Below are 25,170 nucleotides of genomic sequence, written 5' to 3' on the forward strand. Positions count from 1 at the left end.
CTTCGTGTCCCTAGATGTGTGCGGGTGCGGTGACGCCGAGCTGGGACAGGCCGCCGGCCAGCACCGCTGCGGTGGCTTCGGCGAGAGCCAGCCGCGCACGGTGGGCGGCCCCGGGTTTCTCGTCCCCGCGGGGCAGCGGCTCACCGGCGTCGTGGAAGTCCGCGAAGGCACCGGCGACGGCGTCCAGGTGGCGGGCGAGCGGCCCCGGCTCCGTGATCCGCGCCCGGTCGGCGAGCAGCGCCAGCAGCCGGCGCCCGCCGGAGCCCACCGCCGTCTGCCGGCCGCTGGGCTCAGGCCCGGCGCCCAGCTCACGCCCGGCGCGCACGAGGGCGCAGGCACGCGCGTGGGCGTACTGCACGCGGAACAGCGAGCTGGAGCGCTCCGTCCGGACCGCCAGCGCCTCCGGGCGCTCACCGGTCGCCTCGGCCCAGCGCGGAATGTCCCGCGCCGGATCGTCCTCCACCCGCGCCCGGGGAAGGACCTCGGCGCCCTCCGGCCACACGGCGGCGTCCGGATCACCGCCCCCTCCCGGGGCTCCCGGCACGGCACCGGGCGCGGCCCGGCTCCCCATGAGCTCCCGTACGAGCGCGCCCCGCGCCCCCTCGTCCAGCGTCACGTTCACAAAACCCCCGCCGACCACCTCGGCCGAGGCCACCCCCTCCGCGCGCCCGAGCCGGGCACACAGCACATCCGCGACCTCACGGGGGGTGGCCCCCGCCTGCGCGGCGATCCGGAAGGCGATGCCCGTCGCGTAGTCGCCGGGCCCTCTGCGGGGCGGCGACTCGACGACGATGCGGGGCCTCTCGGGGAGGCCGCGCACCTCCCCTGCCGCATGGGCGCAGCGCAGCGTGTGCCGGAGGGTGCGCGAGAGCTGGGCGGGGGTCACGGAACAAGCGTATGGGAGGCCCACCAGGGCCACGCGAACAGGTTTCTGCTCCGCCCCGCACCCCACCGCGGCCCGCACCCCGGGACGCGTCCCGCCCCGGACGGCCCGCTCAGGGCTCGACGGTCCCGGAAACGGCGGACCCGGGCGCCCGCGCCGCACCCTCCCCCGCTCCGGCTCTGCCGCACTCCTCCTCGCCGTCCCCGGCGCTTCTGCTCTCCGGAACCGCGACGGTCTCCCGCACGGCCGGCTCCGCCGCGGACGCCCGACCCGTGGTTCTGCCGTGCATCAACTGCCGCACCATGCGCACCAGCTCGGCAGGCTCGAAAGGTTTCGCGAGGAAGGCGTCCACACCCGTCTCGGCGCCCACCACACCGGAATGATTCAGCTCGGTCGACGCCGTCACCAGCGCGACCGGGACGTCCCGCGTCCGCGGATCCGCCCGGAGCCGCTCGGCGGTCCGCACCCCGTCGAGCCGCGGCATCACGGCATCGAGCGTGACGACGTCCGGCTGGAGGCGGTGCACCACCTCCAGGCACTCGGCGCCGTCGACTGCGGTCACCACCTCGAAGCCCTCCAGCTCGAGATTGACCCTGATCAGCTGCCGGATGACGCTGCTGTCGTCGACAACCAGCACCCGGCCGGACATACCTGGCACACCACACAGCGTAGGCGCGCAACTCCACGCCCGGAGGGCTTTTGCCCATTTCCGCCCCCTCACCTCCCCCGCCGGTGAAACCCCGTTCCGGACCACCCCCCACAAGCTGATAGTGTTCTTCATGTCGCCGCCACAGACGGCCGACAAGCCCCCGTAGCTCAGGGGATAGAGCAACGGCCTCCGGAGCCGTGTGCGCAGGTTCGAATCCTGCCGGGGGTACTTCTCGTCGAAGTACCGAAACGCCCTGTGACCGACCCGAGATGTCGATCACGGGGCGTCTTTGCATGCTCGCCCGGTGACCCGTCTCGCTGTCCCCGCAACGGGTCCGCTCCTACGCGAGCACACCTCCCGACATCCGCGGAAGACACGGCACCGGCGGGGACGCCGTCTCAGTCGCCCACCCGCACAGGCGTGATGACGTAGCCCATCTCCAACAGCCGTGGCAGATAGTGCTCCAGAGCCTGCACGGACTGCGAGCGGTTGCCGCCGCCGTCGTGCGAGAGGACGATCGCCCCCGCGTCCGCGCCGGAGATCACCCGGGAACGGATGGTGGCCGCGCCGGGCCGCGACCAGTCGGTGGTGTCCACGGACCAGCCCACCGGCTCCATGCCCAGCCGTGCACAGATGCGCAGCGAAGCGCGGTCCCACGCGCCGTACGGTGCCCGGGCCAGGCTGGGAGGCGCCCCGAGCAGGCGGTACAGCAGCCGGCTCGTGCCCCCCAGCTCCTCCTCGACCCGCTGCACCGACAGCTTGTCGAGCTGCGGATGGCTCCAGCTGTGGTTGCCGACGAGGTGCCCGTCCGCCGCGATCTTCTTGACCAGATGCGGATACTCCTGGGCGCACTGCCCGACGACGAAGAAGGTCGCCTTGACCCCGTGCCGCCGCAGCACGTCGAGGACGGCCGGGGTGTGCACGGGGTGCGGGCCGTCGTCGAAGGTCAGCGCGATCCGCTTGTCCTCACCGCCCAGCCGCAGGTGGGCACCCTGGCGCACGGAAGTGGGCAACCGCGCGCCGGAGCGCCCCACGGTTCCCCGGGGCACGCCCGTGTAGGGGCGTGTGCGGTACGAGTAGGGGCGCCCCGCGCTCGCATGCGCAGGCCGCCGTCCCAGGCGACCGGACGCGGCTGCCCCGTGCAGCCGGCCCGATGACGAGGAGGCGCCGCCGAGCGCCCGGTGGGACGATGCCGCACCGGACGCACCTCCGGTCGAGTCCTGCGTCCAGGCCCAGCCACCGGCGGCACCGAGGCAGGCCACGGCTCCGCCCAGCAGAGCCCGACGACGCGTCAGTCCACACTTGTCATACTGCATGACTTATAGATCTCACGGCTCCCGCACGGCCGCGTTCATTGACACGGCCCCGGCAGCGACTTCAGCCGCACGCAGCTCCCGGCGTGCGCGATCCGCGCTTCCCGGTTACGCCCGGCCCCCAGGGCGGGGCCTCCCACCCGGAAGTCGGCCGCCGAGCCCGTCACTCCAGCTCGTACCGGTGCTCCGGCTCCTGCTCCCGGCGGACGACGGCGACCGGGCACGCCGCGTGATGCAGGATCGCCTGGCTGACCGACCCCAGCAGCAGCCCCGCGAAACCACCGCGCCCCCGCGCGCCCACCACGAGGAGCTGCGCCTCCTCGCTCGCCTCGATCAGTGCCTGCCGCGTGTACTCCTGGATCAGCTGCGGGACGACGCGGACCTCCGGGTACTGCTCACGCCAGGGTGCGAGCGCGGCCTCCAGGGTGCGCTCGGCCTCGGCCCTGAGCGTGTCGAGGTCGTAGACGGGCGGCATCTGCACCCCCGGTCCGACGGCGACCGGCCCCGTCCAGTTGTTCCAGGCGTGCAGGGCGACGAGTTCGGCCCCGCGCAACGAGGCTTCGGCGAACGCCCAGCCGACGGCCGCGTCTCCCACGTCCGAGCCGTCGACCCCCAGCAGCAGGGGCCCGGAGGCGGCCGGCCTGCCCCGCGCGACGAGCAGCGGGCACGCGGCGTGCGCGGCGAGGTGGACCGCCACGGAACCGACGAGCAACCCCGTGACGCCTCCGAGGCCCCGCGTTCCCACGACGACGAGCGCGGCGCCCTGCGAGGCGTCCGTCAGCACGGACAGCGGCGACCCCGCCACGACAGCCGCGGTCACCTCCAGCCCCGGCTGCGCCAGCCGTGCCCGCGCGGCCGCCTCCTCTGCGGTCTGCTGCGCCTCGTTGTCCAGCACGCCCTCGGGCTGCGCGACGCCGGAGGGCCCGAGCGGCACCTTCGTCAGCTGCCGGGAGAAGGCGTGGACGATCCGCAGCGCACTCCCGCGCAACACCGCCTCCCGCGCCGCGACGACCACCGCGTCGAAGCTCGAAGGTGACCCGTCCACTCCCACAACGACTGTTGCGCTCACGTCCACGCTCCTCATCCGGGTCCGCCGGCCCGCCCCGCTCCCGGCCACCGCACGGGCCCGGCTGCCGCCTTACAGCCTTACCGCCCGCCCGGCCCACCGGCAGGGACGGATGGCCCGAACGGGCGGGACCAGCGGGGAACCGCCCCGGCTCGAACGTCCCGCACGAGTCGGTGCACACGTGTCCGAACGGCAGCGGATCTGATCGGATCACCGCCTGTCGTCCGAGTGAACCTCCGCAACCAAGCGTGGATGCCCGAGTTGTCCAGTGCGCTCGCGTCTGAGCTCCCATCAGGAGGACTAATCAATGATCAAGAACGCGCTGGCCACCGCCGCCGCTGCCACGGCCGTCGTCGGCCTGACGGCCCCCCAGGCGATGGCCGCCGGCGATGACCGCGGCACCACGACGGTGAACGGGAACGGCGCGGCCCAGATGTACGGCAACTCCGCCACGCACGGGAACTGGAGCCCCCAGTTCGCGCTGATCCAGGGCTCGCTCAACAAGCCCTGCATCGCCCTGCCCGGCAAGGCCAACCTCGGCTCGCTGGTGGGAGTTGTTCCGATCACGGTCCAGGACCTCAACGTCCTGTCCAACCCGCAGAACCAGCAGTGCACGGAGAACTCCACCCAGTCCAAGGGCGACGAGTCCCTCTCGCACCTCCTGGACCGGGTGGGCCTGCTCTCCAACAACGGCACCGCCAACCGCTGAGCCTCCGCTCCGCGACGAAAGGCCCGGGAAGCGCCACGCTCCCCGGGCCTTTCGCTGCCCGCTTGCGGCTCCGTTGTGCTCACCCGACAAAAGACGGCCCGAGCATACGATTCCGCCGTCTGAGGGAGACACCCGGCAATTCCGCTTTATTCGTGTCGCCTGGATCCCTGTCCTCGTTACGAATGGCGACAGCGGAGTTGCAGGCGATCAGCCCGCACTCGTGGACATACGAAATCCGTGGTCCAGCGAACACCCGCTCAAGAAAGGACTCCCACGTGAAGTACACGAAGGTTGCGACGGTCGCCGCAGGCACCCTGATGGCTCTGGGCACCGCCGCCGCTCCGGCCCTCGCCGACTCGGGTGCCTCTGGCGGCGCCGCGGGTTCCCCTGGCGTCCTGTCGGGGAACGTGGTCCAGGCTCCGATCCACCTGCCGGTCAACCTCTGCGGGAACACGATCAACATCATCGGCCTGCTCAACCCGGCGTTCGGCAACACCTGCGTCAACAACTGACCTTCCGCGGTACGCGGAACCAGTCCGGATCGGCTCCGGTGCGTGGGGCGTGGAGCTCACGCACCGGGGCCGTCCCCTTTTTCGAAGAACCCTCCGAGCACGCGGGGGCGCACCCGGGCCTGAGCGGGTACCGGCCCTCCGCGACAGACTGAGAGCAGGAAGAGACCATGCGACAGGTCTTGAGCAGGAGCCTCATGACCGCCGCCGCGACGAGCGGTGTGCTGGCCGGCGCGGCCGGATACGCGCAGGCGGACGCGGGTGCCCAGTCCGGCGCCGCGAACTCGCCCGGCGTGCTGTCGGGCAACACGGTGCAGGCTCCCGTGCACATCCCGGCCAACGTGTGCGGCAACTCGGTCAGCGTCGTCGGGCTGCTGAACCCGACGTTCGGCAACCAGTGCGCCAACGACGGTTCCCCGGCACGTCCGGCCGAGCGGCCCGCCCCGGAGAAGCCGGCTCCCGAGGCACCGGAGCACGACCACCACGAGCGGACGCCGGAGAAGCCTGCCGAGCAGGCACCGCCCGCCGATTCCTCCGAGCGCGTCGTGCACGAAGAGCAGCCCGTCGAGCGGGCCTCCGTCCCGGCCCAGCGCGCCCCCGCGCAGCCGGCCGCGGAACAGGAGGCTCCGCGTGCGGCCCAGGAGGCGCGCCCGGCGGACCCGCAGCTCGCGGCCACCGGGGCCGCCGGGGCCGGGGCGATGGCGGCGCTGGGTGCCGGCGTGCTCGCCGGCGGCCTCGTCCTCTACCGCCGCTCCACCCGCCGGAACGGCTGATTCCGGCCACCGGCGCCGAAGTGAAGGACGGGGCGGACCGCACCGGTCCGCCCCGCACCGACGTCCGCGACACCGGGCACCTCCCTCCCTCTCGTCCGGTCCCGGAAGGTTTCTCCGGGACCGGTCCCTTGCGCAGCGGGAGGGTGCCGATCGCATTTTGCGCGACTTCCGGAAAAGTGCCTGGATCCGTCGTTTCCGGAGCGACTCGTTGTCGTTATCAAGAGCGACGTCGGAGGCGCCGGGTGCCGCGAATTCCCGGGTCGTTCCGTCGTATTGCCGGAACTCACGCCACCTCTCCGGGGAGAAGCACCACATGAAGTACAGCAAGACCGCCGCCGCTGTCGCGGGTTCGGTGATGGCTCTGGGAGCCGCGGCTCCGGCCGTCGCCGACCAGGCCGCCCCCACGCCGAACTTCAGCCTCAACGGTGGCCTGCAGAAGGGCCTCCAGAGCGAGACCCTGGACGCGGCCCCCATCGACGGGCCGCAGGTCAGGAAGGTGTCGGAGGGCGTCAAGGGCACTGCGGCCCAGGGCGCGGAGCAGGGCAAGCAGCTCCTCGGCGGGCTGCTGGGCGGCCTCCCCCTCAAGAGCCTGCCCGTGGCCGGCGGACTGCTCGGCCAGTAGTCACGGAGCTCAACGCTCCGGACGTCACGCCGTATTCACCATTCAGGTGAAAAAGAAAAACTCACCAAGCGGAAGATAGTTGAACCCGACGTCCCAGACTTCCGCACTCTTCAAGGAAGAACGGTAGAACCCATGATGAAGAAGGCACTGTCCACCGCAACGGTGGCCGTTTCGCTCGTCGGCGTCTCCGCGATGGCTGCTCCGCAGGCGCTGGCCATCGGCAACGACACCGGCACCACCACGGTGAACGGGAACGGGGCCGACCAGTCCTTCGGCAACTCCGCCACCCAGGGCAACCTGAGCCCGCAGAACAGCCTGATCCAGGGCACGCTGAACAAGCCCTGCATCGCCGCGCTGAAGAAGCTCAACGTCGGCTCGCTCGTGGGTGTCGTGCCGGTCACCGTTCAGGACATCAACGTCCTGTCCAACCCGATGGACCAGCAGTGCTCGGACAACTCGTCCCAGGCGAAGGGCGACGAGACGCTGTCGCACATCCTGGACGACTTCCCGGTGCTGTCCGCGAACGGCGCGGCCAACCACTGACCGTTCCCCCGGGCCATGCGGCCCACGAAGGAGCCACCGGCGCTCGGCGCCGGTGGCTCCTTTCCGTCTGCCTCCCCCGCCTGCCTTCGGCCTGCGGGGGAGCAGGCGCGCGGCTTCAGCCGGGCAGCGCGCCCGTCACCGTGTTGACCGCGGAGCCGATCCCAGGCAGTTCGGAGAGCGAGTCGCCCTCCGACAGCGGCCCCGTGACGGCGCGGGTGCTCACCTCACGGAAGTCCGCGATCTGGGTGCCCACGGAGTTGTCGAGCAGGTCGCTGCCCGTCCCCGCCAAGGGGTTGAGCGGGAGGGACGTGGCCGGGACGAGCGAGCTGTGCAGGCTTTTGCCGGTGCCGCTGACCGTGTGCGACATGGGCCCGCTCAGCCCCTTGTCGAGCGCGTCACCCGTGATCGCGCCGGCCTGCCCGAGGGCGCTTCCGTCCGCGGCGAGCGCACCGGCGGCGCCGCCCCCGAGCACACCGCCCGCGACGGAGGCCAGAACGCCGATGCGCAGCACGGAGCGCGGCACGGAGGATGCCCGGCGGCCGGAAGTGGAGTGCAGCATGAGTCACCACCAGAGGGAGGGGTTGAGCGCCACTCCCCTTCGGAGAGTGACATTACGCATGCACACAGTAGTTGAGCCGTTGCTCGCGCTTCCAGCCGCTGGGGCAGTGGCGCATCCGGACGCACCAGACGTCAGCTCACGGAGAACGCACTGGTGAACGAGCCTGCCCCCGGTGGCGTGCTCGGCGGGACAGCTGTGGTCATTCAGAGTGATTCGAGCGCCTTCCGCACGTCTTGTCACCACTAGGGTGCCGGTCCATGACCATCCCCCAGACCGCTCAGGGCGGCCCTCGGCAGGATCAGTGCGGCACCTTCACCACGATCGGTTGGAGCGGCGAAAGTCCGCAGGACGGACGGGACATGGCCTTTCTGGTCGTCTTCTCGCTCGGTGACACGGCGGAGGGACCGGAGGCGTGCAGGGAGGCGACGCGCCGCTTCCTGCAGAGCGCGGGTCTTCCCGTCGGTCAGATGCTGGACGGGACGGACGGTCGCCCGCTGCCGGTGACGCTGCTGGTGGAGGGCGGGCAGGCCGTGCTGACGCTGCCCAAGCTGATGGTGCAGTACCCCGTCCGGCAGGAGTGGCTGGACGCGGCGCTTCAGCGGCAGCAGGTGTACTTCATGTTCGCCACCAAGCCCTGGCCACTGGCACAGCAGGAGAGCGCCATCGACGAGGACGCACTGCGGGCGTTCGTGGACGAGGAGATGATGACGACCTCCGCGCACTGCCTCCTGCCGGTGCGCAGCCTGGCGAACTGACCAGGCATACCGCCACAGCTGTGGCGCGAGTCGAACTCCGGTGACACGGGGAGCACTCACGGCGGCCCCTGGACACACCTCCCGAACGGCGAGGACCTCGTACACGAAGGCCCGTACCGCTTCGAGAGGTTGTGTTCCGGGGCCGCTGCTGTGTACGGGGAAGCCACGGAGACCCGTCTGGATCGCCGCGGCCGGCGCGGCGGGTGAAGGAACACCGCGCACCAGTCGCCGAAGGGAGGTCCGGCGGTGCAGCTGTTGCGTGTTACCGCGCGGTCAACAAGAGGCGCACAGGGGATTGACGCGCTTGCTGACACGCAGTCTCATAAGAATCACAGGGACGTGACCGCCGGTAACCGCAACGAAGAGGTGCCCCAGATGACGACAGCGCCTGAGCTCCGAGCCGCTGCCACCACCGAACGCGAGGTACTCAGGGACGCCCTCGGTCTGCTCAAGGACCGTGAACAGGTGGCCGAGCGGCTCCTCGACTCCTCGCGGAAGCATTCGTTCGACCCGGAGACCGAACTCGACTGGGACGCCGCCTTCGAGGACGGCAAGTGGTTCTGGCCGCCGGAGCTGGTCTCGCTGTACGACACCCCGCTGTGGAAGCGGATGTCGGAGGAACAGCGCCAGGACCTCTCACGGCACGAGGCGGCCTCGCTCGCCTCGCTGGGCATCTGGTTCGAGGTCATCCTCATGCAGCTGCTCGTGCGGCACATCTACGACAAGCCGCTCACGAGCAGCCATGTGCGCTACGCGCTCACCGAGATCGCCGACGAGTGCCGGCACTCGATGATGTTCGCCAAACTGATCACCAAGACCGGCTGTCCCGCCTACCCGGTCTCCCGGCTGCACCACAATCTCGCCCGCCTCCTCAAGACCATCTCCACGACGCCCGGTTCGTTCACCGCGACGCTGCTGGGCGAGGAGATCCTCGACTGGATGCAGCGGCTCACGTTCCCCGACGAGCGCATTCAGCCGCTGGTGCGGGGCGTGACGCGCATCCACGTCATCGAGGAGGCACGGCACGTGCGGTACGCGCGGGAGGAATTGCGCCGGCAGATGGTGAAGTGCCCGCGCTGGGAGGCCGAGTTGACGCGGGTCAGCTCCGGCGAGGCGGCCCGGGTGTTCTCCATATCCTTCGTCAACCCCCAGGTGTACGAGGAGGTCGGCCTCAACAAGCAGGAAGCGCTGGCACAGGTCAAGGCGAGTGGCCACCGGCGCGAGGTGATGCAGTCCGGCGCCAAGCGGCTGACCGATTTCCTGGACGAGATCGGGGTGTTGCGCGGTGTCGGCCGCAAGCTGTGGGTCAGCTCGGGCCTGCTGCCGAAGTGACCCCGTGAACGTCTCCGGGCTCCACCTCCCCTGGTTGCGGGGACGGAATGCACCGGCGTCCGAGCGGGACCGGACGGATACGCTGCACAGCATGAGCAGCAACGGCACCGCACCGGCGTACCGCAGACTGAGCGTGGACGAGCGGCGCACACAGCTGCTCGTCCACGCGCTCGGACTGTTCGCCCACCGGCCGCCCGACGAGGTGTCGCTGGACGACGTGGCCGCCTCGGCAGGCGTCTCCCGGCCCCTGGTGTACCGCTACTTCCCCGGCGGGAAGCAACAGCTGTACGAGGTGGCCCTGCGCAGTGCGGCCGACCAGCTGAAGCAGTGCTTCGCCGAACCGTGCACCGGGCCGCTCACCACGCGGCTCTCCCGGGCGCTGGACCGGTATCTGCTGTTCGTCGACGAGCACGATGCCGGGTTCAAGGCACTGCTCCAGGGCGGCAGTGTCGTCGAGACGTCCCGCACGAACGCGATAGTCGACGAGGTCCGCCGGCACGCCGCCGAGGAGATCTACGCCCATCTCAACCCCGCGTACGGACCGTCCGGGCCGGGGCCGCGGCTGCGGATGGCGGTGCGGACGTGGATCGCCGCGGTGGAGGCCGCCTCGCTCATCTGGCTCGACGAGGGGAAACAGCCCGCACTGGAAGAACTGCGGGACCGGCTGGTGCAGCAGTTCGTCGCCGTACTCGTCACCACAGCTGCGGGAGATCCCGACGTGGCCCGGCTGACGCGTAAGGCGCTGCACGTCGAGAAGCGGGACGGACCCGTCGGACAGCTGGCGCGTTCGGTACTGCCGGTGGTGGAGGGCGCGGCCCATCTGCTGTGACCCCCGGCGCATCCCAGGACTTAAAGAACGCTTCAACCTCGGGCTAGGCTGACCCGTATGGCGACTCAACTGTCCTGGAAAGCCAAGGAAGCCACTGTCGGGGAACTGGCCGAGCGGGCCGGAGTGGCCACGTCCGCACTGCGTTTCTACGAACGCGAGGGGCTCATCCACAGCCGGCGCACCTCGGGCAACCAGCGCCGCTACAGCCGCGACACACTGCGGCGGATCGCCTTCATCCGGGCTTCCCAGCGACTCGGTATCCCGCTGGCCGCCATCCGCGAGGTCATGGCGCTGCTGCCGGAGGGCCGCACTCCCACGCCGGAGGACTGGGCGGCGGTCTCGGAGTGCTGGCGTGAGGACCTCAACCAGCGGATCGCCCTCATGGAACAGCTGCGGGACCATCTCACCGACTGCATCGGCTGCGGCTGCCTCTCGTTGACCACGTGCACCCTGGCCAATCCGCACGACCGCCTCGGCGAGGAGGGCCCCGGTGCCCGCGCGCTCGCGCAGCCCTGCGGGCCCGACCCGTCGGCGGCCGGCGGACGTTCCTGCGACCGGACCGGCACCGCGGCCGCGAAGACGGACAGCTGCGCCGGTGATGCGGCGACGGCGCAGTGCGGCACCGGCAGCTGCGGCGACGACGCTCAGGGCACCACAGATGCGGAAGAAGACGCAGCTGCGGAGGAAAAACCCGCTGCCAGCCGGTCCGGCCGCGCGCACCGCCGGGCGGGTTGAGCCGGTGCGCAGCGAGGAGACCACGTTCGTCGGCGGCCCGATGGACGGGCGCTCCCTGCCCGTGCTCGTCGGACCCACCGGCAGGCCGCCGCGCACCTACGAGGTGCCCGTACCGCAAGGCGGCGACGCGGCGCCCGTGGTGCACGTGTACCGGCTGGAGCCGGCGCGGGTGAACCGGTGGGGGCTGCCCCGCGGTTGGCGGTATGTGCACGCCCCGGACGCCGCTCCGGACGGAGGGCCGCTGAGCCGGCTGCCGTGGCGCGGCCGACGGTCGTGAGCCACGCGTCACGGCGGGACGCACCGGGGCGGTCGGCGGCCGTACGTACCACGCCGCCCGGCGCCGGCGCCGTTGACGCCGCCATGGGGATCTCTTGGCAAGACCAGTAGGTCCGGACCAATTGACAGTAGTGGTCTAGTCCGCTTTGCTCGCGGTGCGGTGGCGTCGCCCGTCAGCCTCCCAAGGTTCGTCTCCTCGCTCGGGCGACGCCGCTCCTCCCTGCCCCACCGGTCCTGGCGGCCTGGACAGGACCGTGCGCTGCGGGTTTCCTGCTTCCCGTGCTCGAAGGAATCGTCCCGCCGCGCGGGTCCGCGCCGCACCGGCTCGGCCCGTACCGACTGCTCGGCGTGCTCGGCAACGGCCGTGCCGGAACGCTCCACGTCGGCAGGGGGTCACCGCAGCGGGGAGCACGCAAGCGGCTCGTCGCGGTACGCGCCGTACGGCCGGAACTCCTCCGCGACCGGCAGACGCGGGCGCGGCTACGCCGGCAGGCGGCACGCGTCGAGGCGGTGACCGATCCCTCCGTGGCGGCACCGCTGGGCTGCGAGCTGGACGGTGAAAAACCTTGGACAGCTGCCGAGTTCGCGCCGGGGCGTCCGCTGTCGGCGCTCGTCCGGCTGTACGGGCCTCTTCCGGAGATGTCCGTGCGAGCCCTCGGGGGCGCGTTGGCGCGGGCCCTGACGGCGCTGCACACCGCAGGAGTCGCGCACGGGGACATGTCTCCCGGGAACGTCGTGCTGACTGCGCGGAGCCCGCTGCTCGTCGAGTGCGGAACCGTCCTGGGCCAGGTGACGGCCCGGTCGGCCCTCGGTGACCCGGAGACCGCCGGCGGTGCGCTCCCGTCCCGGCTCCGGGCCGACGACGTCGTCGGGCTGGGTGTGGTGCTGGCACTCGCGTCCACGGCCCGGCTCGTCTCGCCGCCCGGGCCGTCGGACGAGAACCTCTGCGCGGTGCGGCAGCTCCCGGAGCCCGGCGCGGTGACCGAAGGGCTCCGGGAGGCCCTGCGGGCCTGCCTCGATCCTCGCCCCGAACGCCGACCGCACCCCGAGGTGCTGGCACGCACCCTCGACCTGGCCAGAAGCGCGGACCGTCCGGCCGCGGAGTGGCTGCCCGAGCCCTGGCTCCATGAGATCGGGGAGTTCGCCGATCAGGCGCGGGGGCTGAGCAGGTGGCGGCCGTCCCGCACGTGAGGGGACATCGGGAACGCTGGCACCCTGAGGGGAATTCAGGAGCAGTGGCGTCCTCGGCGCCCTCGGTGCCGCGGTGCCGCCGAAAGGGCTCCGCTGGGCTCCGTTGGAACCAGTCGGGCCTCGGACTCCTGGGGACCAGGCGGACCGGTGGATGGACGTGGGATCAGGTGAGCGGTTTCGTCACCCGTGCGAATGAATTCGGCGACCGCGGAAGGGCCGAACCTCGGTACCTATGAGCCCGGCCCGGAGGTAGAGGCGGCGAGGTTTCGCCGCGTCAGTCCCCCCGGCCCATGGCGGAGATACGAGACAAAGCCGCTGGTCCGTCCCGGTGTGTGGAGCGTTCGCCCGGAGGGCGGGGTACCGGAGCGGCTCCCCGGACGCCGACGCCGGCGCATCGATCAGCGGTCCGGGGAGCGGGGCTTTGAGGACCAGCCTTCGGGTGAGCGGCATGCGTCCACCCTGCTCTGCTCGCCGGGAGACCGGGCAGGCGACCGTGCCACGATCGCTACGAGGGCGGACGAGAACGGGGAGCAAGCCGTCCAGGAGCGAGGTGTGCGGTGTTGCAGTCATCGACGAAGCGTCTCGGATCACGTGAGGCGGAGGCGGAGGAGACGGCCGGACGGAACGGTCACCGCCGACGGCCCGGGAGGAACAGACGAGCCAACGGGGGACGGGACCGGACGTGCCGCGTGCATCCCCGGGCCCGCGCGGGCGTACCCCGTCGAGGTGCCAGGGCGCAGTCGACTGGGGCCGGAGGAGCACGGCGGACACCGGGTGCGCGGAACCACCGGGTGCGCGGCCCCGACCCCTGCCGGGGAGACGGAAGGCAGGCGTGGCGGGAGCACGGAGACGGGGCACGGGGGCGTCGTGGACGGGCCTCGGGCGAGCAGGGAGTTTCCCTCCGGTGGTGCCGACGGCTCCTGCGCCGGTCGCCCGGTTCGGGAGTGTCCAGGACATGCGGTGCGGTCATGGCCGCGACGACGGTGCTGACGCTGACGGCTCAGCCGGCGTTCGCACACGCCACCGCGTCACCGGCCTCGCCTCGCTGGGCCTCCGCTCGGCCGGCGCCGCAGGCGGCCACCGCGTTCTCCCGTGCGGCTCCGCCCGGGGCTGGCTCGGCGCCGGCCGGCTCGCGCTCCTCGGCCGGGCCCGCGCCGCTCGCCCTCTCACCGGTGCTCCACACGTCCCAGGCCGGGACGGCGCCTCCGCTGTCCGTCCTGCCGGCTGCGGCCTCGCTGCCGGCACGCCCTTCTCCCGGCGCCGGTACGCCGAGCGACTCGTCCCCCTCCCCGCCGGATGCCGGAGAAGAATCCGGGGCGGGGGACGGGGCGGGAGACGCGTCCGGCGCACCAGGCCCGGCCCGTCCCGGAGCCAAGCCGGTGGGGCAGCTGCTGGGCGAACTCAGTGGCCTGTACCGCAGTACGGAGGCGGCGTCGGAGAGTTACAACGCGATCGAGGAGAAGCTCAAGAAGCAGCGGAAGGACACGCGCCGCGCGCAGGCGGGGCTGGCCCGGGCGCGGACCGCACTCGCGGACGGCCGGGCCCACGCCGGGCAGTTGGCGCGGCAGCAGTACCGGACCGGTGTGGCCGGCGGGCTGCCGCCCGCCGTGCGGATGCTGCTGATGCGGGACCCCTACCGGTTCCTGGAGCAGGGGCATCTGCTCCGACGGGCGGCGGACAGCCAGGCGGCGGCCGTCCGGCAGTTGACCAGCGGCGAGAAGCAGCACGCGACGGCCGTCGAACAGGCGCGGCAGTCCCTGGACCGGCAACAGAAGCTGGCCGAGAAGAAGAAGCAACAGCGCGACACGGTGCGCGCGAAACTGAAGGAGGTGGAGAAGCTCCTCGCCTCGCTGACCGGCGAAGAGCTGTCGAGAATGCGCGAGTTGGAGCAGCAGCGCACGGACGCCGCACAGCGCAAACTGATGGAGTCGGGAGCGTTGGGCGGCCCGGCAAGCACCGGGCAGGCGGCCTCGCTTCAGGGGCGCAGAGCACTGGCCTACGCGATGGATCAGATCGGCAAACCGTACGTCTGGGGCGCCGAAGGGCCCGACGCCTTCGACTGCTCGGGGCTCACCGCGCGGGCCTGGCAGCACGCCGGCCATGCCATTCCGCGCACGAGCCAGGAGCAGTGGCGCCGGCTACCGCACGTGCCGCTGAACCAACTGCGCCCGGGAGACCTGGTCATCTACCACTCGGGGGCGACACACGTCGGGATCTATGCGGGGTCCGGACGCGTCGTCCAGGCCCCCAGGCCGGGCGGGAAGGTGAAGTTGACGCCTCTGGCGACGGATCCGCCCATCGGGGCCGTGCGGCCGGACGGCACGGGACAGGGGGTGGAGGGAGCGAAGCAGGCGCGGTGACGGTGCTGATGCCCGGTCGATGCGCGGGCGTGCAAGGCGGCAGGACCGGATGGCCGCCCGATCAGGCCGGGTCGGCCGGAACCGCGAGGAGGACGGTCGCATCGTCGTGGCGCTTTCCCCGGGGGTGAGCGATGCCGTGCGGGTCGGCGTTCTCCGCGGAGCGCACGGCGGCGACAAGGGGGCGAGGGCCCTCCCTGCGGACGAGCTCGAACAGGTCGGCCCAGTCGCCCAGATGGAAGGTGTCCCTCCAGCGGGTGGCGCCGTCCGTCAGAGCGAGCAGGGCGCGTACCTCACCGCGCGGGTGACTGCCCGTCACGGCCCGCTCGGCGACGGACGGGTCGGCCGCGGCGGTGTAGAAGCCGCTTCCGTCGGGGGCGTTGCGGAGGGCCTCGACGGCGCGGACGTACTGCGCCCGGTCCTCCGGGGTGCCCGTGGCCCGCGCCTGGTCGCACAGTGCACGGACATGCGGGGGCAGCTCGCTCAACCGCCCGTCGATAACCGGGAGGACGGCGCCGGTTGTCGTTTCGAGCAGGAGGGAGGAATCGGAGAGGACGAGATGCTCCACACGCTCATCGCCCCAGCGTGCGGCGACCACCGTCGCCTGGGGAGTGCGCGGGTGAGAAAGATCACAGGTGGCGCTGTGGCCGGCGGCGACACGTTCCAGAGAGGAGGAGAGACATGCAGCCAGGGTCATGTCCGGGCGTGACCCGATCAGTTCGAGCAGGGACCCGCCGAGCCGGGCGACGAACCAGGGCACTCCGTGCCGGCAGCCGTCGTCACCGATGGGGGGCGTGACGCCGTCGAGCACCACCAGGGCTCCCCCGGTTCCGGAGGCGGGCAGCGCGGCGGACGCGTAGTCCTCATTGGGGCGTTGGGGATCACCGGGCTCGGTGATCATCTCGATGTGCATGCCAGCAGTGTGCCGGAGAGGTCCGCGGCAGTTGCGGTCCAAGGGCGCAGGCCAGGCGGCTGTCGCGAGCGGGGCGGCCGACTCGCCCCGAGGGCGGGGCCGTACACCGTCGGGACGGGGCCGCGGTCCGGAACCCCGTCGCTCCCCGTCCGGGAACGGCTGGTCCGAAAAAGTGCGGCGGGCATCTTGCCAGGACGCCGGGCGGAATTCCAGCCGACGGCCGGAAAGCGGACAACGCCCGTCTCAGGTGGAGTTGTTCCCCAACTCGGGAGTGCGGTTCACTCCTTCGCGTGGCCAGGCAGGGGTTTCACACCCGCCTCCCGGGCGCGCTGCAAAGGTCGGTCGTCGAGTCCGACCGGAAGGGCGCACGGGGCCGGGCCAGGCGGGTCAGTCTCCTGCCACACACGGAGAACTGTGCCACCCGGGCCCACCGGGGCAGGCGGGACAAGATTGCGAGCACGGGTGCGGAAGAAGCGACTTCGGAAACCGGACGTTCCCCCTGCCACGGCGACCGCCGGCACAGGCGGAACCGTGGGTGCGACCGGGCCCGTCGGTGCGGCGGGGCCGGCCGGTGGTGCCAGGCTCGGTGACGGTTCCGGGCAGGGTGCGGGTGCCCGTCCCGCCGGTGTGGCTCCTGGTCGGAAGGACGGCTCGCCCGAGGCGGTGTCCGCCGGGACGGCGTCGTCCGAGGGCGGGGGACCTGGCGTGGGCACCGCTCCCGGTTGGGCGGCTGCTGCCGGTTCCGGTGAGGCGGCTGGTGACGGCCGGTCGGACGGCGGCTCGGCCGTGGCCTCCGCTGCCGCTCCGGAAGCCGGGGCCCCCGCGGATCCGACGGGTCCGGTGGTGGGCGGTACGTCGCCGGTGACTGCGTCGGTGGCCTCGGGCAGTGGCGGTTCCGGTGCCGGGACGCCCGGCAAGAGGCGCAGGGCGCGGGTGCGGAACCGGTTGCTGGTGTCCGTGGTGCTGTGTGCCGTGGCGGTCATCGCGGCGGGCGCTCCCCATGTGATGTCCGCTTCGCAGGAGGCGGCCGACACGCAGGAACTGGTGGACCGGGCCCGGCTCGACCAGCAGGCCATCGCGCTGTCGCACTCGCTCGCGGACGAGCGGGACGGGATGGTCGAGTACGTGGCCGCCGGCCGGACCAGCCGGGAGGGGACGGCCGGGGTCAGCGAGTCGCTGCGGGCGCGGGTGGACCGGCAGGTGAAGGAGCTGCGCTCCTCGTCGGCACCGGCGTCCGTGCCGGGCGGGGTGGTCAAGGAGCTGAAGCGGCTGCCGAAGACCCGTCAGTCCGCGCTGGGCGGCAAGGGTTCGTCGCTGGAGACCTACGACGGGTACACGCGGATCATCCGCGCGCTGCGCGGGCTCACCCGGGATGTCGCCGAGGGGCTGCCCGCGCGGGCGCAGGATCCGACGGCGTCGGCGCTGCCGTCGCTGGCGCGCGCCGTCGACCAGGCGTCCGCGACGCGTGGGCTGCTGCGGGCGGCGCTGGCCGCCGACGGTCCGCAGCGTGCGCTGATGGGCCGCGCCGAGCAGTCGCGTGTGCGCGAGCAGGCGGCGTTGGAGGACTTCGACGAGACGGCGGGCGCGGCGGCGCGGAACAGTTGGAGCACGACGGTGAACGGCACAGACGTGACCGTCGCCGAGCGGTATCTGGACCGGCTCACGGCACGCTCCGCGCTGACGCCGAGCGCCCGGATGTTCGACCAGGACCGGTTCGACACCTCCGTCTCCGCCCGCGTCGCGCATATGCGCGGGGTGCAGGCGTCGTTCGCGGCCGCCGAGGTCAAGCGGCTCGAAAAGGTGCGGGACGACGATGTCACCGGACTCCAGATCGGGGTGGGCCTGCTGGTCGCCTGCGTGCTGCTGGCCGTCGGGGCGGGGGTGCAGACGGCGCGCTCCATGGCCCGGCCGCTCTCGGTGCTCAAGCGGGGATCGCAGCGGTTGGCCAAGGACCCGGCGGGCGAGGAGCCGATCACGTTCCGGGGCCGGAACGACGAGTTCGCGGATGTCGTCGGGGCGTTGAACGCGCTGCGGGAGACGGCAGCCGAGCTGGGCCGGCGGGCCGCCTGCGCGGAGCGGGATCAGGACGAACTCGCCGTCGAGAAGGCGCAGTTGACCGAGCGGCACCTCGTGCTGGGCGAGGAGTACACCGCGCTGCGGGAGGAGCTGGAGGAGGCCCGCGAGCAGCTGGAGTCCGGCGGCGGGGCGGCGCAGGGGGCGTTCGTGCATCTGGCGATGCGCACGCTGGGCCTGGTCGAACGGCAGCTCGGTGTCATCGAGGAGCTGGAGGAGAAGGAGGCCGACCCGGACCGGCTGGGCACGCTCTTCACCCTTGACCACCTGGCCACCCGGATGCGCCGCCACAGCGAGAACCTGCTGTTGCTGGCCGGCGCCGAGCAGGGCGGGACGGGGCTTCAGCAGACCCCGGCTCCGCTGCTGGACGTGCTGCGGGCGGCGATCAGCGAGATAGAGCGCTACGAGCGGGTCGAGCTGGGCACGCTGCCGCCGCACGCACGGATCGTCGGCTTCGCGGCGGACGATGTGAGCCATCTGCTCGCCGAACTCCTCGACAACGCGGCCTCGTTCTCCGCACCCGACTCCCCCGTGCGGCTGTCGGCGTGGATGCTGGAGAACGGCGAGGTCATGCTGTCGGTGCAGGACGACGGCATCGGCATCGCCAAGCAGCGGCTGGCCGACCTCAACTGCCGGCTGGGTGAGCCGGACGTACAGCGGCCGCCGTTCGGATCCGGCGCCGCCGACGGCGCGCCCGGCGAGCCGGACGGGCTGGGCATGGGCCTGTACGTGGTGGCACGGCTGGCGGCGCGGCACGGCCTGCGGGTGCAGTTGCGCAAGCAGAAGCAGGGTGGGACCGCGGCGGTCGTCATCGTGCCGCGCGCCCTGCTGCCCGACCACCCGACGCCGTCGGCCTCCGCGTCCGCGTCGGACACCGACGGGGCCTCCGAACCCGGCGGGCCGGAGCATCCCGGCTCGACGACGGAGCCGAACTCGCCCGGGGCTTCGGCTTCCGGTGCTTCCGATGGCCCCGGCGCTTCGGACAGACCGGACGGGACCGCCGGGCCGACCGAGCCTGCGCAGCGGCTCTCCAAGGCCACGGCGTCGGCGGGAACTTCGGGGGCGCTCTCCGGGGTCGCCGAGGTCGGCCAGGCCGACGTGGACGCCCCGGCCCCCGAGGGCAGCGCGGCCGTTGGGGACGGCGGTACTGCGGAGGACGCCGGAGCGGCCGAGATCGAGGCCGAGGTCGTGCTCGAAGGCGGGGCCTTCGCCGAGGGCGGCTCCGTGGGGGCTGTTTCCGGGCCGGTTGCCGAGCCCAGTATCGAGCCCGGTGTCGAACCGGGTGACGAGCCGGCGGACCTGCCGGGGGTCGGGGCGGACGCCGGGATGTTCGGTGCCCCTTCGATGTCTGCCGCCGCCGAGGGCGCCATCGAGGGTGATGCCGCCGGGCAGTCCGGAGCGGGCACGCACGTGCTCGGCATTCCGGGGGCCGGGGCGGGGAGTTCCGTCGGGCAGGTCCCCGAGCCGGACGCACCGGAGTTGCAGCACCCGAAGGCTGCGGACCACGAGCCGGTGGGCGAGCACGACCGGGCGCTGGACCAGGCGCCGGGTTCGCTCGCCCGGGCCGAGGCGGAGACCGAAGCTTCGCCGGCGTCGGTTTCGCCCGCGTCGGCCTCACCGGCGTCCGGGGTGCAGGAGGCATCCGGCGAGCACGACGCGCCGGGTGAGGACGGTGCGGGCGGCCGTACCCCGACCAGTACGGCCGACAGCCCCCGTGCGGACACCGGCCCGGGCGCGTCCACGGGTGCGGGCTCGGGCCCGTCCCCGGACGGCAGCGGCCCCGCCGGGGGCCGGGCGTTCGTGGACGCGCAGGCGGACGCGGACACCCGCACAACCGCGGAGGCCCAGGCCACCGCGGAGGCCCAGGCCGCCCCTGACGCAGAGGCCCAGCCGGGCGCCGCGGCCCGCACAGCCGGGGCTTCCCAGCGAGCCGCAGCCGCCCGGCGCACCGCTGAGGACCGGCCGACCGCTGAGGACCGAATCGGCGCTGAGGACCGAAACGGCGCTCAGGACCGATCCGGCGCAGGTACCCGGACGGTTGCCGAGGGGCGCGCGGTTCGGGACGAGTCCGTGGGGAACGTGGCGTACACCGCGAAGGGGCTGCCGAAGCGGACGCCTCGGATCGCTGCGCAGCGTCCGGCGGAGGAGCCCCCGCGGGTGGGCGGAACCGATGCCGAGGAGCTGCGGCGCAGGCTGGGCGGCTTCCAGCAGGGCACCCGCAGGGGGCTGCGTGACGCGGCGGCGCAGGTTGCCGCTGAAGAGGCCGGAAGGGCCGATGAGGGGGACAACGAGCGAGCGGGGGCGCAGGTTGACGGTGGTACCGCCGAGGAGGCACGCAAGTGAACGCGCCCACCATGCGCACGTCCAGCAGTTCGGAAGCACGGAATCTGCGCTGGCTGCTGGACAGTCTGGTCGACGAGGTACCGGCCGTCAGGTCCGTGGTCGTCGTCTCGTCCGACGGGTTGCTGTTGCTCTCGTCCGATCCGGGACTGGGCACGGAGCACGGTGAGGAGAGCGGCGACCGGGTCAGCCGGCTGCCGCGTACGCCGGACGGGAGACCGCTCGGCGCGGGCGCCGGGAACGCCCCGTGGGAGCCGCCGCGGCAGACGCCGTCCCGGCGGCCGGGTGCCGCGCGCTCAGGCGGGGCGCAGGGGACGATCGGGGATCTCGCGGCGATCGTCTCCGGTGTCGCCTCGCTGACCGTCGGGGCCGCACGGCTGCTCGACACCGGCGCGGTGAAGCAGACCATGGTCGCGATGAACGAGGGCGCCCTGCTGGTGATGACCATCGGGGACGGTTCGCTGCTCGGTGTCCACGCGGCGCCGGACGCCGATATGAGCGTGGTCGGCTACCACATGGCGCTCTTCGTCGGCCGGGCCGGCCATGTGCTCACCCCGGAACTCCGCACCGAGCTGCGCAAGTCCATGGAGGAGGAGCAGCAGCAGGCGGAAGAGCAGGAGTTGGCCCAGGAGCCGGGCCGTGAACCGGGGCAGGGGCGGTGAGCGCTGCCCCGGCGCTGCCGATACGCACGGCACGGGTCGGAAAGCCCCGGCGCGTCCGCCCGTACATGCTGACGGGCGGGCGTACGGAGTCCGGCCATGTGCTGCTGGTGGAGACGTTCGTCGCGGTGGTCGAGGCCCCCGACGGGTTACCGGAGCCCGCCGAGGACGGGCTGCGGGGCCGGGTGCTGCCGGAGATGCGGGCGATCGAATGGCTGTGCCGCAGGATGCGGTCGGTCGCGGAGGTCGCGGCGCTGCTGCGGATGCCGCTCGGCGTGGCGCGGGTGCTGCTCAGCGACCTCGCCGACCAGGGAAGGATCCGGGTGCACGGAACCGGCCACGGAGCCGAGCGCCCCGACCACGCGCTGCTGGAGAGGGTGCTGGATGGACTTCGCAGGCTGTGAGACGGACGGCGAGCCGGTGCAGGAGTGGCAGAAGGATCTGAGCCGCGCTCCGCTGTCGACGAAGATCGTGGTGGCGGGCGGCTTCGGCGTCGGCAAGACCACGTTCGTGCGCAGGGTCTCGGAGATCGAACCGCTGGAGACCGAGGCGCTGATGACGCGCGCCAGCGAGGAGACGGACGATCTGACGGCGACGCCGGACAAGGTGACGACGACCGTCGCGATGGACTTCGGCCGTATCACCCTGGCGCCGGATCTGGTGCTCTATGTGTTCGGGACGCCGGGCCAGGAGCGGTTCTGGTTCATGTGGGACGACCTGACCCGGGGCGCGATCGGGGCCGTGGTGATGGCCGACACCCGCCGGCTGGAGGACTGCTTCCCCGCGCTCGACTACTTCGAGACCAGCCGGCTGCCCTACATCGTCGCGGTGAACCATTTCGAGGGCACGCCGCTCTATGCGGCGGAAGACGTGCGGGAGGCCCTGTCGGTCCCCGCGCAGGTACCGGTTGTGATCATGGACGCGCGGGAGAAGAGCGCGGTGACCGACGCGCTCCTCTGCCTCGTCACGCACGCGCTGGACGCCGCTCCCGCCTGACGGCCGTCCGGCGCGGTGGGGCGACGGCGGCGTACGGCGGGCAGGCTCCGCAGTACGTACGCAACCGAAGAAGAGAGACCGCGATGCGGAAGATACTCATCGTGGGGGCCGGTCAGTCCGGTCTCCAACTCGCCCTGGGCCTCCAGTCGCACGGCTACGACGTCACCCTCATGTCGAACCGCACCCCGGACGAGATACGCAGCGGCCGGGTCATGTCGACACAGTGCATGTTCCGCACCGCGCTCCGGCACGAGCGCGATCTCGGCCTGAACTTCTGGGAGGGCCAGGCGCCGCGCATCCGTGGTCTCGGTGTCTCGGTGGGCGCGCCGGACCACTCCCGGGCGGTCGACTGGCTCGGTGAGCTGGACGGTTACGCGCAGTCGGTGGACCAGCGGCTGAAGATGGCCGGCTGGCTGGAGACGTTCGCGCAGCGCGGCGGCCAGCTGGTGATACACGGCGCGGCCGTCGGCGACCTCGACTTCTTCGCCGGCCGGTACGACCTGGTGCTCGTCGCCGCCGGGAAGGGCGAACTCGTCTCCCTGTTCGAGCGGGACGGAGCCCGTTCCCCCTACGACGCCCCGCAGCGCGCGCTGGCGGTGGCCTATGTGCACGGGCTGGAGCCCCGGCCGGAGCACCCGGAGACGGAAGCCGTGCGCTGCAATCTGATCCCCGGCGTGGGCGAGCTGTTCGTCATGCCGACGCTGACCACCTCCGGCCGGGCGGACATCCTCTTCTTCGAGGGCGTGCCCGGCGGCCCGCTCGACGCCTTCCAGGACGTCAGGGACCCGCGGGAGCATCTCGCCAGGACGCTCGAACTGATGGAGCGCTACGTCCCGTGGGAGCACGCGCGAGCGACGGGGGCCGAACTGACGGACGAGGGCGGGACGCTGGCCGGACGGTACGCACCCGTGGTCCGCAGGCCGGTCGGCCGACTGCCCTCGGGCGGCGCGGTGCTGGGCGTCGCGGACGTGGTGGTGGCCAACGACCCGATCACGGGCCAGGGCTCCAACTCCGCGTCGAAGTGCGCCGCGAGCTATCTCGCCGACATCCTGGACCGGGGCGGCGAGCCCTTCGACGAGGAGTGGATGACCGGCACGTTCGAGCGCTGGTGGGGCACGGCGCAGCACGTCACCAAGTGGACGAACGCCATGCTGGCGCCGCCGCCTGACCATGTGCTGCGGCTGCTCGGAGCGGGCGGCCGGGCCCAGGAGATCGCCGACCGGTTCGCCAACGGGTTCGACGATCCCGCGGACTTCGAGGAGTGGTTCTACGAGCCGGAGAAGGCCGACGCCTATCTGGAGCGCGTCACGGCCTGATCCGCCTGCCGGTACCGCGCCGGTGGCCGCCCCGGCTCACTCCTCGGTCTCGCCCAGGGAGTTCAACCGGTGCAGGAGCCGCGCCAGTTCGGCGATCTCCGTACGGTCCCACGCGGCCAACTTGCGGGCGTAGGACAGCCGTCGGGCGTCCCGTACCCGGGTGAAGCGTGCGCGGCCCTCCTCGGTGAGCCTGATGAGGGAGGCCCGGCGGTCCCCGGGGTCGGGTACGCGGTCGACCAGCCCGAGCGTGACGAGCGCCTGGAGTTGACGGCTGATCGTCGCCTTGCCGACGCCGAAGTACCCCGCGAGATCCGTCGCCCGCTGCGGGCCGCCGTCTTCGAGGCGGACGAGCAGCCCGTAGGCGGCGGGCTCCAGATCGGGGTGCACCTGGCGCGCCATCTCCCCCGACGAGGCGCGGGCACGGCGCAGGAACACCGCCAACTCCCGCTCGACATCGAGGCATTCGGGGCCGAAGAGCTCTTCGGTTTCGGTGTCGGCCTTGTGCACGTCAGGATCCCTCTCCGGTGTCTTCCAGGAGAAATGTTCTGCCGCGGCGCGCGATCGTCGCAGCTCGGCCCAGTATTTCGCAGGAGCGGGACCGCGGCGGGGCCCGGTCCGTCTTCCGCGTGACAGCTCCGCCGTTTACCGTTCTTTTGACGTGGACACAACGTGGTTAAGTAGATTTTTTCGCGCGTCGCAGCATGTTATCCCCCACATCCGGACATACCTTCACGTACCAGACCCCCCAACAGAGGCTTCGGAGGCAGAGATGCCCAGCTTCACAACCGGTACGGCCCGTCGCAGACGCGGAAGCGCGGCCGCGGCCGGGACGGCCGTCTCCGCGCTCGCCCTCGTCCTCACCCTTCCGGGTACGACGTCGGCGGTGTCCGGGGACCAGGAAGGCGCCGGCCGCTCGGCCCAGAAGCGTGCCAACCCCGCCGAGCCCACGCAGCGCGGACAGGCATGGATGGGCGCCGGCGTGCAGATGCGCGAGGGCGACCGCACCGACGGCAGGCCGCCCGGCAAGCGAGCCGGCCTCAAGGCGTCCGTCCACGGCGTGGACGTCAGCAGCCACCAGAAGAACGTCAACTGGAAGGGCCTGTGGAACAAGGGCGTCCGCTGGGCGTACGTGAAGGCGACCGAGTCGACCAACTACAAGAACCCCTACTTCGCCCAGCAGTACAACGGGTCGTACAAGCGGGGGATGATCCGCGGCGCGTACCACTTCGCGACGCCCAACACCTCCAGCGGCGCCACCCAGGCCAACTACTTCGCCAAGAACGGCGGCGGCTGGAGCAAGGACGGCAAGACCCTGCCGGGCGTGCTGGACATCGAGTACAACCCGTACGGCTCCACGTGCTACGGCCTGAGCAAGAGCGCGATGGTGAAGTGGATCAAGGACTTCACCCGCACGTACAAGGCGCGCACGGGCCGGGACGCGGTGATCTACACCAACACCAACTGGTGGAAGCAGTGCACCGGCAACAGCAGGAGCTTCGGCAGGACCAACCCCCTCTGGGTGGCCCGGTACGCCTCCTCACCGGGGGCGCTCCCGGCCGGCTGGGGCTTCTACACCTTCTGGCAGTACACCTCCAGCGGACCGATCGTCGGTGACCACAACACCTTCAATGGGTCCATGGCCCGGCTGAGGGTTCTGGCCAACGGCTGACGCCCCTTCGGCCGGGGGTCCGGGGGTTGTCCCCGGGACAGCACAGCAACGGGTCCATGGCCCGGCTGAGGGTTCTGGCCAACGGCTGACGCCCCTTCGGCCG

General features: G+C 72.1%; 24 protein-coding genes, 1 tRNA gene and 1 pseudogene. 19 read left to right on the forward strand and 7 right to left on the reverse strand.

The window, feature by feature from the left end; translation table 11 throughout:
• Positions 1 to 10: 10 nt before the first annotated feature.
• Both SCA03_RS14990 and SCA03_RS14995 read right to left on the reverse strand, forming a co-directional pair.
• The gene (locus SCA03_RS14990) at positions 11 to 886 is read right to left on the reverse strand and encodes a DALR anticodon-binding domain-containing protein (RefSeq protein ID WP_230988690.1); all 876 of its coding nucleotides are present in this window, start codon (positions 884 to 886) and stop codon (positions 11 to 13) included.
• 109 nt (positions 887 to 995) lie between these two features.
• A complete protein-coding gene (locus SCA03_RS14995; protein ID WP_078872787.1) occupies positions 996 to 1,532 on the reverse strand; it encodes a response regulator in 537 nt (178 codons plus the stop codon).
• Positions 1,533 to 1,688: 156 nt separating this feature from the next.
• Here SCA03_RS14995 and SCA03_RS15000 point away from each other — a divergent pair.
• A tRNA-Arg gene (locus SCA03_RS15000) sits at positions 1,689 to 1,760 on the forward strand.
• 170 nt (positions 1,761 to 1,930) lie between these two features.
• On the opposite strand, the gene SCA03_RS15005 is transcribed toward SCA03_RS15000, so the two are convergent.
• Entirely contained in the window at positions 1,931 to 2,533 is a 603-nt protein-coding gene (locus SCA03_RS15005) for a polysaccharide deacetylase family protein (RefSeq protein WP_230988691.1), read from the reverse strand.
• Between the two features lie 475 nt (positions 2,534 to 3,008).
• The gene (locus SCA03_RS15010) at positions 3,009 to 3,914 is read right to left on the reverse strand and encodes a universal stress protein (protein ID WP_086814686.1); all 906 of its coding nucleotides are present in this window, start codon (positions 3,912 to 3,914) and stop codon (positions 3,009 to 3,011) included.
• Between the two features lie 304 nt (positions 3,915 to 4,218).
• Between SCA03_RS15010 and SCA03_RS15015 the strand changes: the two genes are divergently transcribed.
• From SCA03_RS15015 to SCA03_RS15035, 5 genes are all read left to right on the forward strand, one after another.
• On the forward strand, positions 4,219 to 4,620 hold the full coding sequence (locus tag SCA03_RS15015) for a rodlin (protein ID WP_030876111.1): 402 nt from the start codon (positions 4,219 to 4,221) through the stop codon (positions 4,618 to 4,620).
• Positions 4,621 to 4,895: 275 nt separating this feature from the next.
• Complete coding sequence (locus SCA03_RS15020; protein ID WP_086814675.1) at positions 4,896 to 5,132, forward strand: chaplin; 237 nt, start codon at positions 4,896 to 4,898, stop codon at positions 5,130 to 5,132.
• A gap of 167 nt (positions 5,133 to 5,299) precedes the next feature.
• A complete protein-coding gene (locus SCA03_RS36980; protein WP_030876115.1) occupies positions 5,300 to 5,902 on the forward strand; it encodes a chaplin in 603 nt (200 codons plus the stop codon).
• 313 nt (positions 5,903 to 6,215) lie between these two features.
• Positions 6,216 to 6,524 (forward strand): hypothetical protein, encoded by a 309-nt coding sequence (locus tag SCA03_RS15030; RefSeq protein WP_051846587.1) that lies wholly within the window; start codon positions 6,216 to 6,218, stop codon positions 6,522 to 6,524.
• Positions 6,525 to 6,659: 135 nt separating this feature from the next.
• Positions 6,660 to 7,067, forward strand: coding sequence for a rodlin (locus tag SCA03_RS15035; protein ID WP_037851321.1), 408 nt, complete (start codon positions 6,660 to 6,662; stop codon positions 7,065 to 7,067).
• 115 nt (positions 7,068 to 7,182) lie between these two features.
• Here the strand turns inward: SCA03_RS15035 and SCA03_RS15040 are convergent, their stop codons facing one another.
• On the reverse strand, positions 7,183 to 7,626 hold the full coding sequence (locus SCA03_RS15040; protein ID WP_030876124.1) for a hypothetical protein: 444 nt from the start codon (positions 7,624 to 7,626) through the stop codon (positions 7,183 to 7,185).
• Between the two features lie 257 nt (positions 7,627 to 7,883).
• Between SCA03_RS15040 and SCA03_RS15045 the strand changes: the two genes are divergently transcribed.
• From SCA03_RS15045 to SCA03_RS15075, 7 genes and pseudogenes are all read left to right on the forward strand, one after another.
• Complete coding sequence (locus SCA03_RS15045; RefSeq protein ID WP_030876126.1) at positions 7,884 to 8,381, forward strand: DUF5949 family protein; 498 nt, start codon at positions 7,884 to 7,886, stop codon at positions 8,379 to 8,381.
• Positions 8,382 to 8,756: 375 nt separating this feature from the next.
• Complete coding sequence (locus SCA03_RS15050; RefSeq protein ID WP_030876129.1) at positions 8,757 to 9,713, forward strand: AurF N-oxygenase family protein; 957 nt, start codon at positions 8,757 to 8,759, stop codon at positions 9,711 to 9,713.
• 91 nt (positions 9,714 to 9,804) lie between these two features.
• Positions 9,805 to 10,542 carry a TetR/AcrR family transcriptional regulator gene (locus SCA03_RS15055; protein WP_030876132.1) on the forward strand — a complete coding sequence of 246 codons (738 nt, stop codon included), beginning with the start codon at positions 9,805 to 9,807 and terminating at the stop codon, positions 10,540 to 10,542.
• Positions 10,543 to 10,599: 57 nt separating this feature from the next.
• A pseudogene (soxR, locus tag SCA03_RS15060) lies at positions 10,600 to 11,052 on the forward strand (redox-sensitive transcriptional activator SoxR); the annotation flags it as partial.
• A 229-nt stretch (positions 11,053 to 11,281) separates the two neighbouring features.
• Positions 11,282 to 11,554: a DUF8847 domain-containing protein gene (locus SCA03_RS15065; RefSeq protein WP_030876138.1), complete on the forward strand. Its 273-nt coding sequence runs from the start codon at positions 11,282 to 11,284 to the stop codon at positions 11,552 to 11,554.
• 278 nt (positions 11,555 to 11,832) lie between these two features.
• Complete coding sequence (locus SCA03_RS15070; RefSeq protein ID WP_086814676.1) at positions 11,833 to 12,744, forward strand: protein kinase family protein; 912 nt, start codon at positions 11,833 to 11,835, stop codon at positions 12,742 to 12,744.
• A gap of 1,379 nt (positions 12,745 to 14,123) precedes the next feature.
• Positions 14,124 to 15,104 carry a C40 family peptidase gene (locus SCA03_RS15075; protein ID WP_230988698.1) on the forward strand — a complete coding sequence of 327 codons (981 nt, stop codon included), beginning with the start codon at positions 14,124 to 14,126 and terminating at the stop codon, positions 15,102 to 15,104.
• A gap of 61 nt (positions 15,105 to 15,165) precedes the next feature.
• On the opposite strand, the gene SCA03_RS15080 is transcribed toward SCA03_RS15075, so the two are convergent.
• Positions 15,166 to 16,014 carry a protein phosphatase 2C domain-containing protein gene (locus SCA03_RS15080; protein WP_086814677.1) on the reverse strand — a complete coding sequence of 283 codons (849 nt, stop codon included), beginning with the start codon at positions 16,012 to 16,014 and terminating at the stop codon, positions 15,166 to 15,168.
• Between the two features lie 873 nt (positions 16,015 to 16,887).
• On the opposite strand from SCA03_RS15080, the gene SCA03_RS36180 reads away from it, so the two are divergent.
• The 5 genes from SCA03_RS36180 (at position 16,888) to SCA03_RS15105 (ending at position 23,398) form a co-directional block, all read left to right on the forward strand.
• Positions 16,888 to 20,430, forward strand: a complete 3,543-nt coding sequence (locus SCA03_RS36180; protein ID WP_230988700.1) for a sensor histidine kinase — start codon at positions 16,888 to 16,890, stop codon at positions 20,428 to 20,430.
• A complete protein-coding gene (locus SCA03_RS35735; RefSeq protein WP_030891992.1) occupies positions 20,427 to 21,089 on the forward strand; it encodes a roadblock/LC7 domain-containing protein in 663 nt (220 codons plus the stop codon). The genes SCA03_RS36180 and SCA03_RS35735 overlap by 4 nt, the downstream gene beginning before the upstream one ends.
• Positions 21,086 to 21,490 carry a DUF742 domain-containing protein gene (locus tag SCA03_RS15095; protein ID WP_030876158.1) on the forward strand — a complete coding sequence of 135 codons (405 nt, stop codon included), beginning with the start codon at positions 21,086 to 21,088 and terminating at the stop codon, positions 21,488 to 21,490. Before SCA03_RS35735 ends, SCA03_RS15095 begins: the two co-directional genes overlap by 4 nt.
• Positions 21,471 to 22,082, forward strand: a complete 612-nt coding sequence (locus SCA03_RS15100; RefSeq protein WP_030876162.1) for a GTP-binding protein — start codon at positions 21,471 to 21,473, stop codon at positions 22,080 to 22,082. The genes SCA03_RS15095 and SCA03_RS15100 overlap by 20 nt, the downstream gene beginning before the upstream one ends.
• Positions 22,083 to 22,165: 83 nt before the next feature.
• On the forward strand, positions 22,166 to 23,398 hold the full coding sequence (locus SCA03_RS15105) for a styrene monooxygenase/indole monooxygenase family protein (protein ID WP_086814678.1): 1,233 nt from the start codon (positions 22,166 to 22,168) through the stop codon (positions 23,396 to 23,398).
• Between the two features lie 36 nt (positions 23,399 to 23,434).
• Here SCA03_RS15105 and SCA03_RS15110 read toward each other — a convergent pair whose 3' ends face one another.
• The gene (locus SCA03_RS15110; protein ID WP_030876166.1) at positions 23,435 to 23,905 is read right to left on the reverse strand and encodes a MarR family winged helix-turn-helix transcriptional regulator; all 471 of its coding nucleotides are present in this window, start codon (positions 23,903 to 23,905) and stop codon (positions 23,435 to 23,437) included.
• Positions 23,906 to 24,167: 262 nt separating this feature from the next.
• Between SCA03_RS15110 and SCA03_RS15115 the strand changes: the two genes are divergently transcribed.
• Positions 24,168 to 25,067, forward strand: a complete 900-nt coding sequence (locus SCA03_RS15115) for a lysozyme (RefSeq protein WP_086814679.1) — start codon at positions 24,168 to 24,170, stop codon at positions 25,065 to 25,067.
• The last annotated feature ends 103 nt before the right edge of the window (positions 25,068 to 25,170 follow it).

This window comes from Streptomyces cacaoi (genome assembly GCF_006539165.1).
GTDB classification, from domain to species: domain Bacteria; phylum Actinomycetota; class Actinomycetes; order Streptomycetales; family Streptomycetaceae; genus Streptomyces; species Streptomyces cacaoi.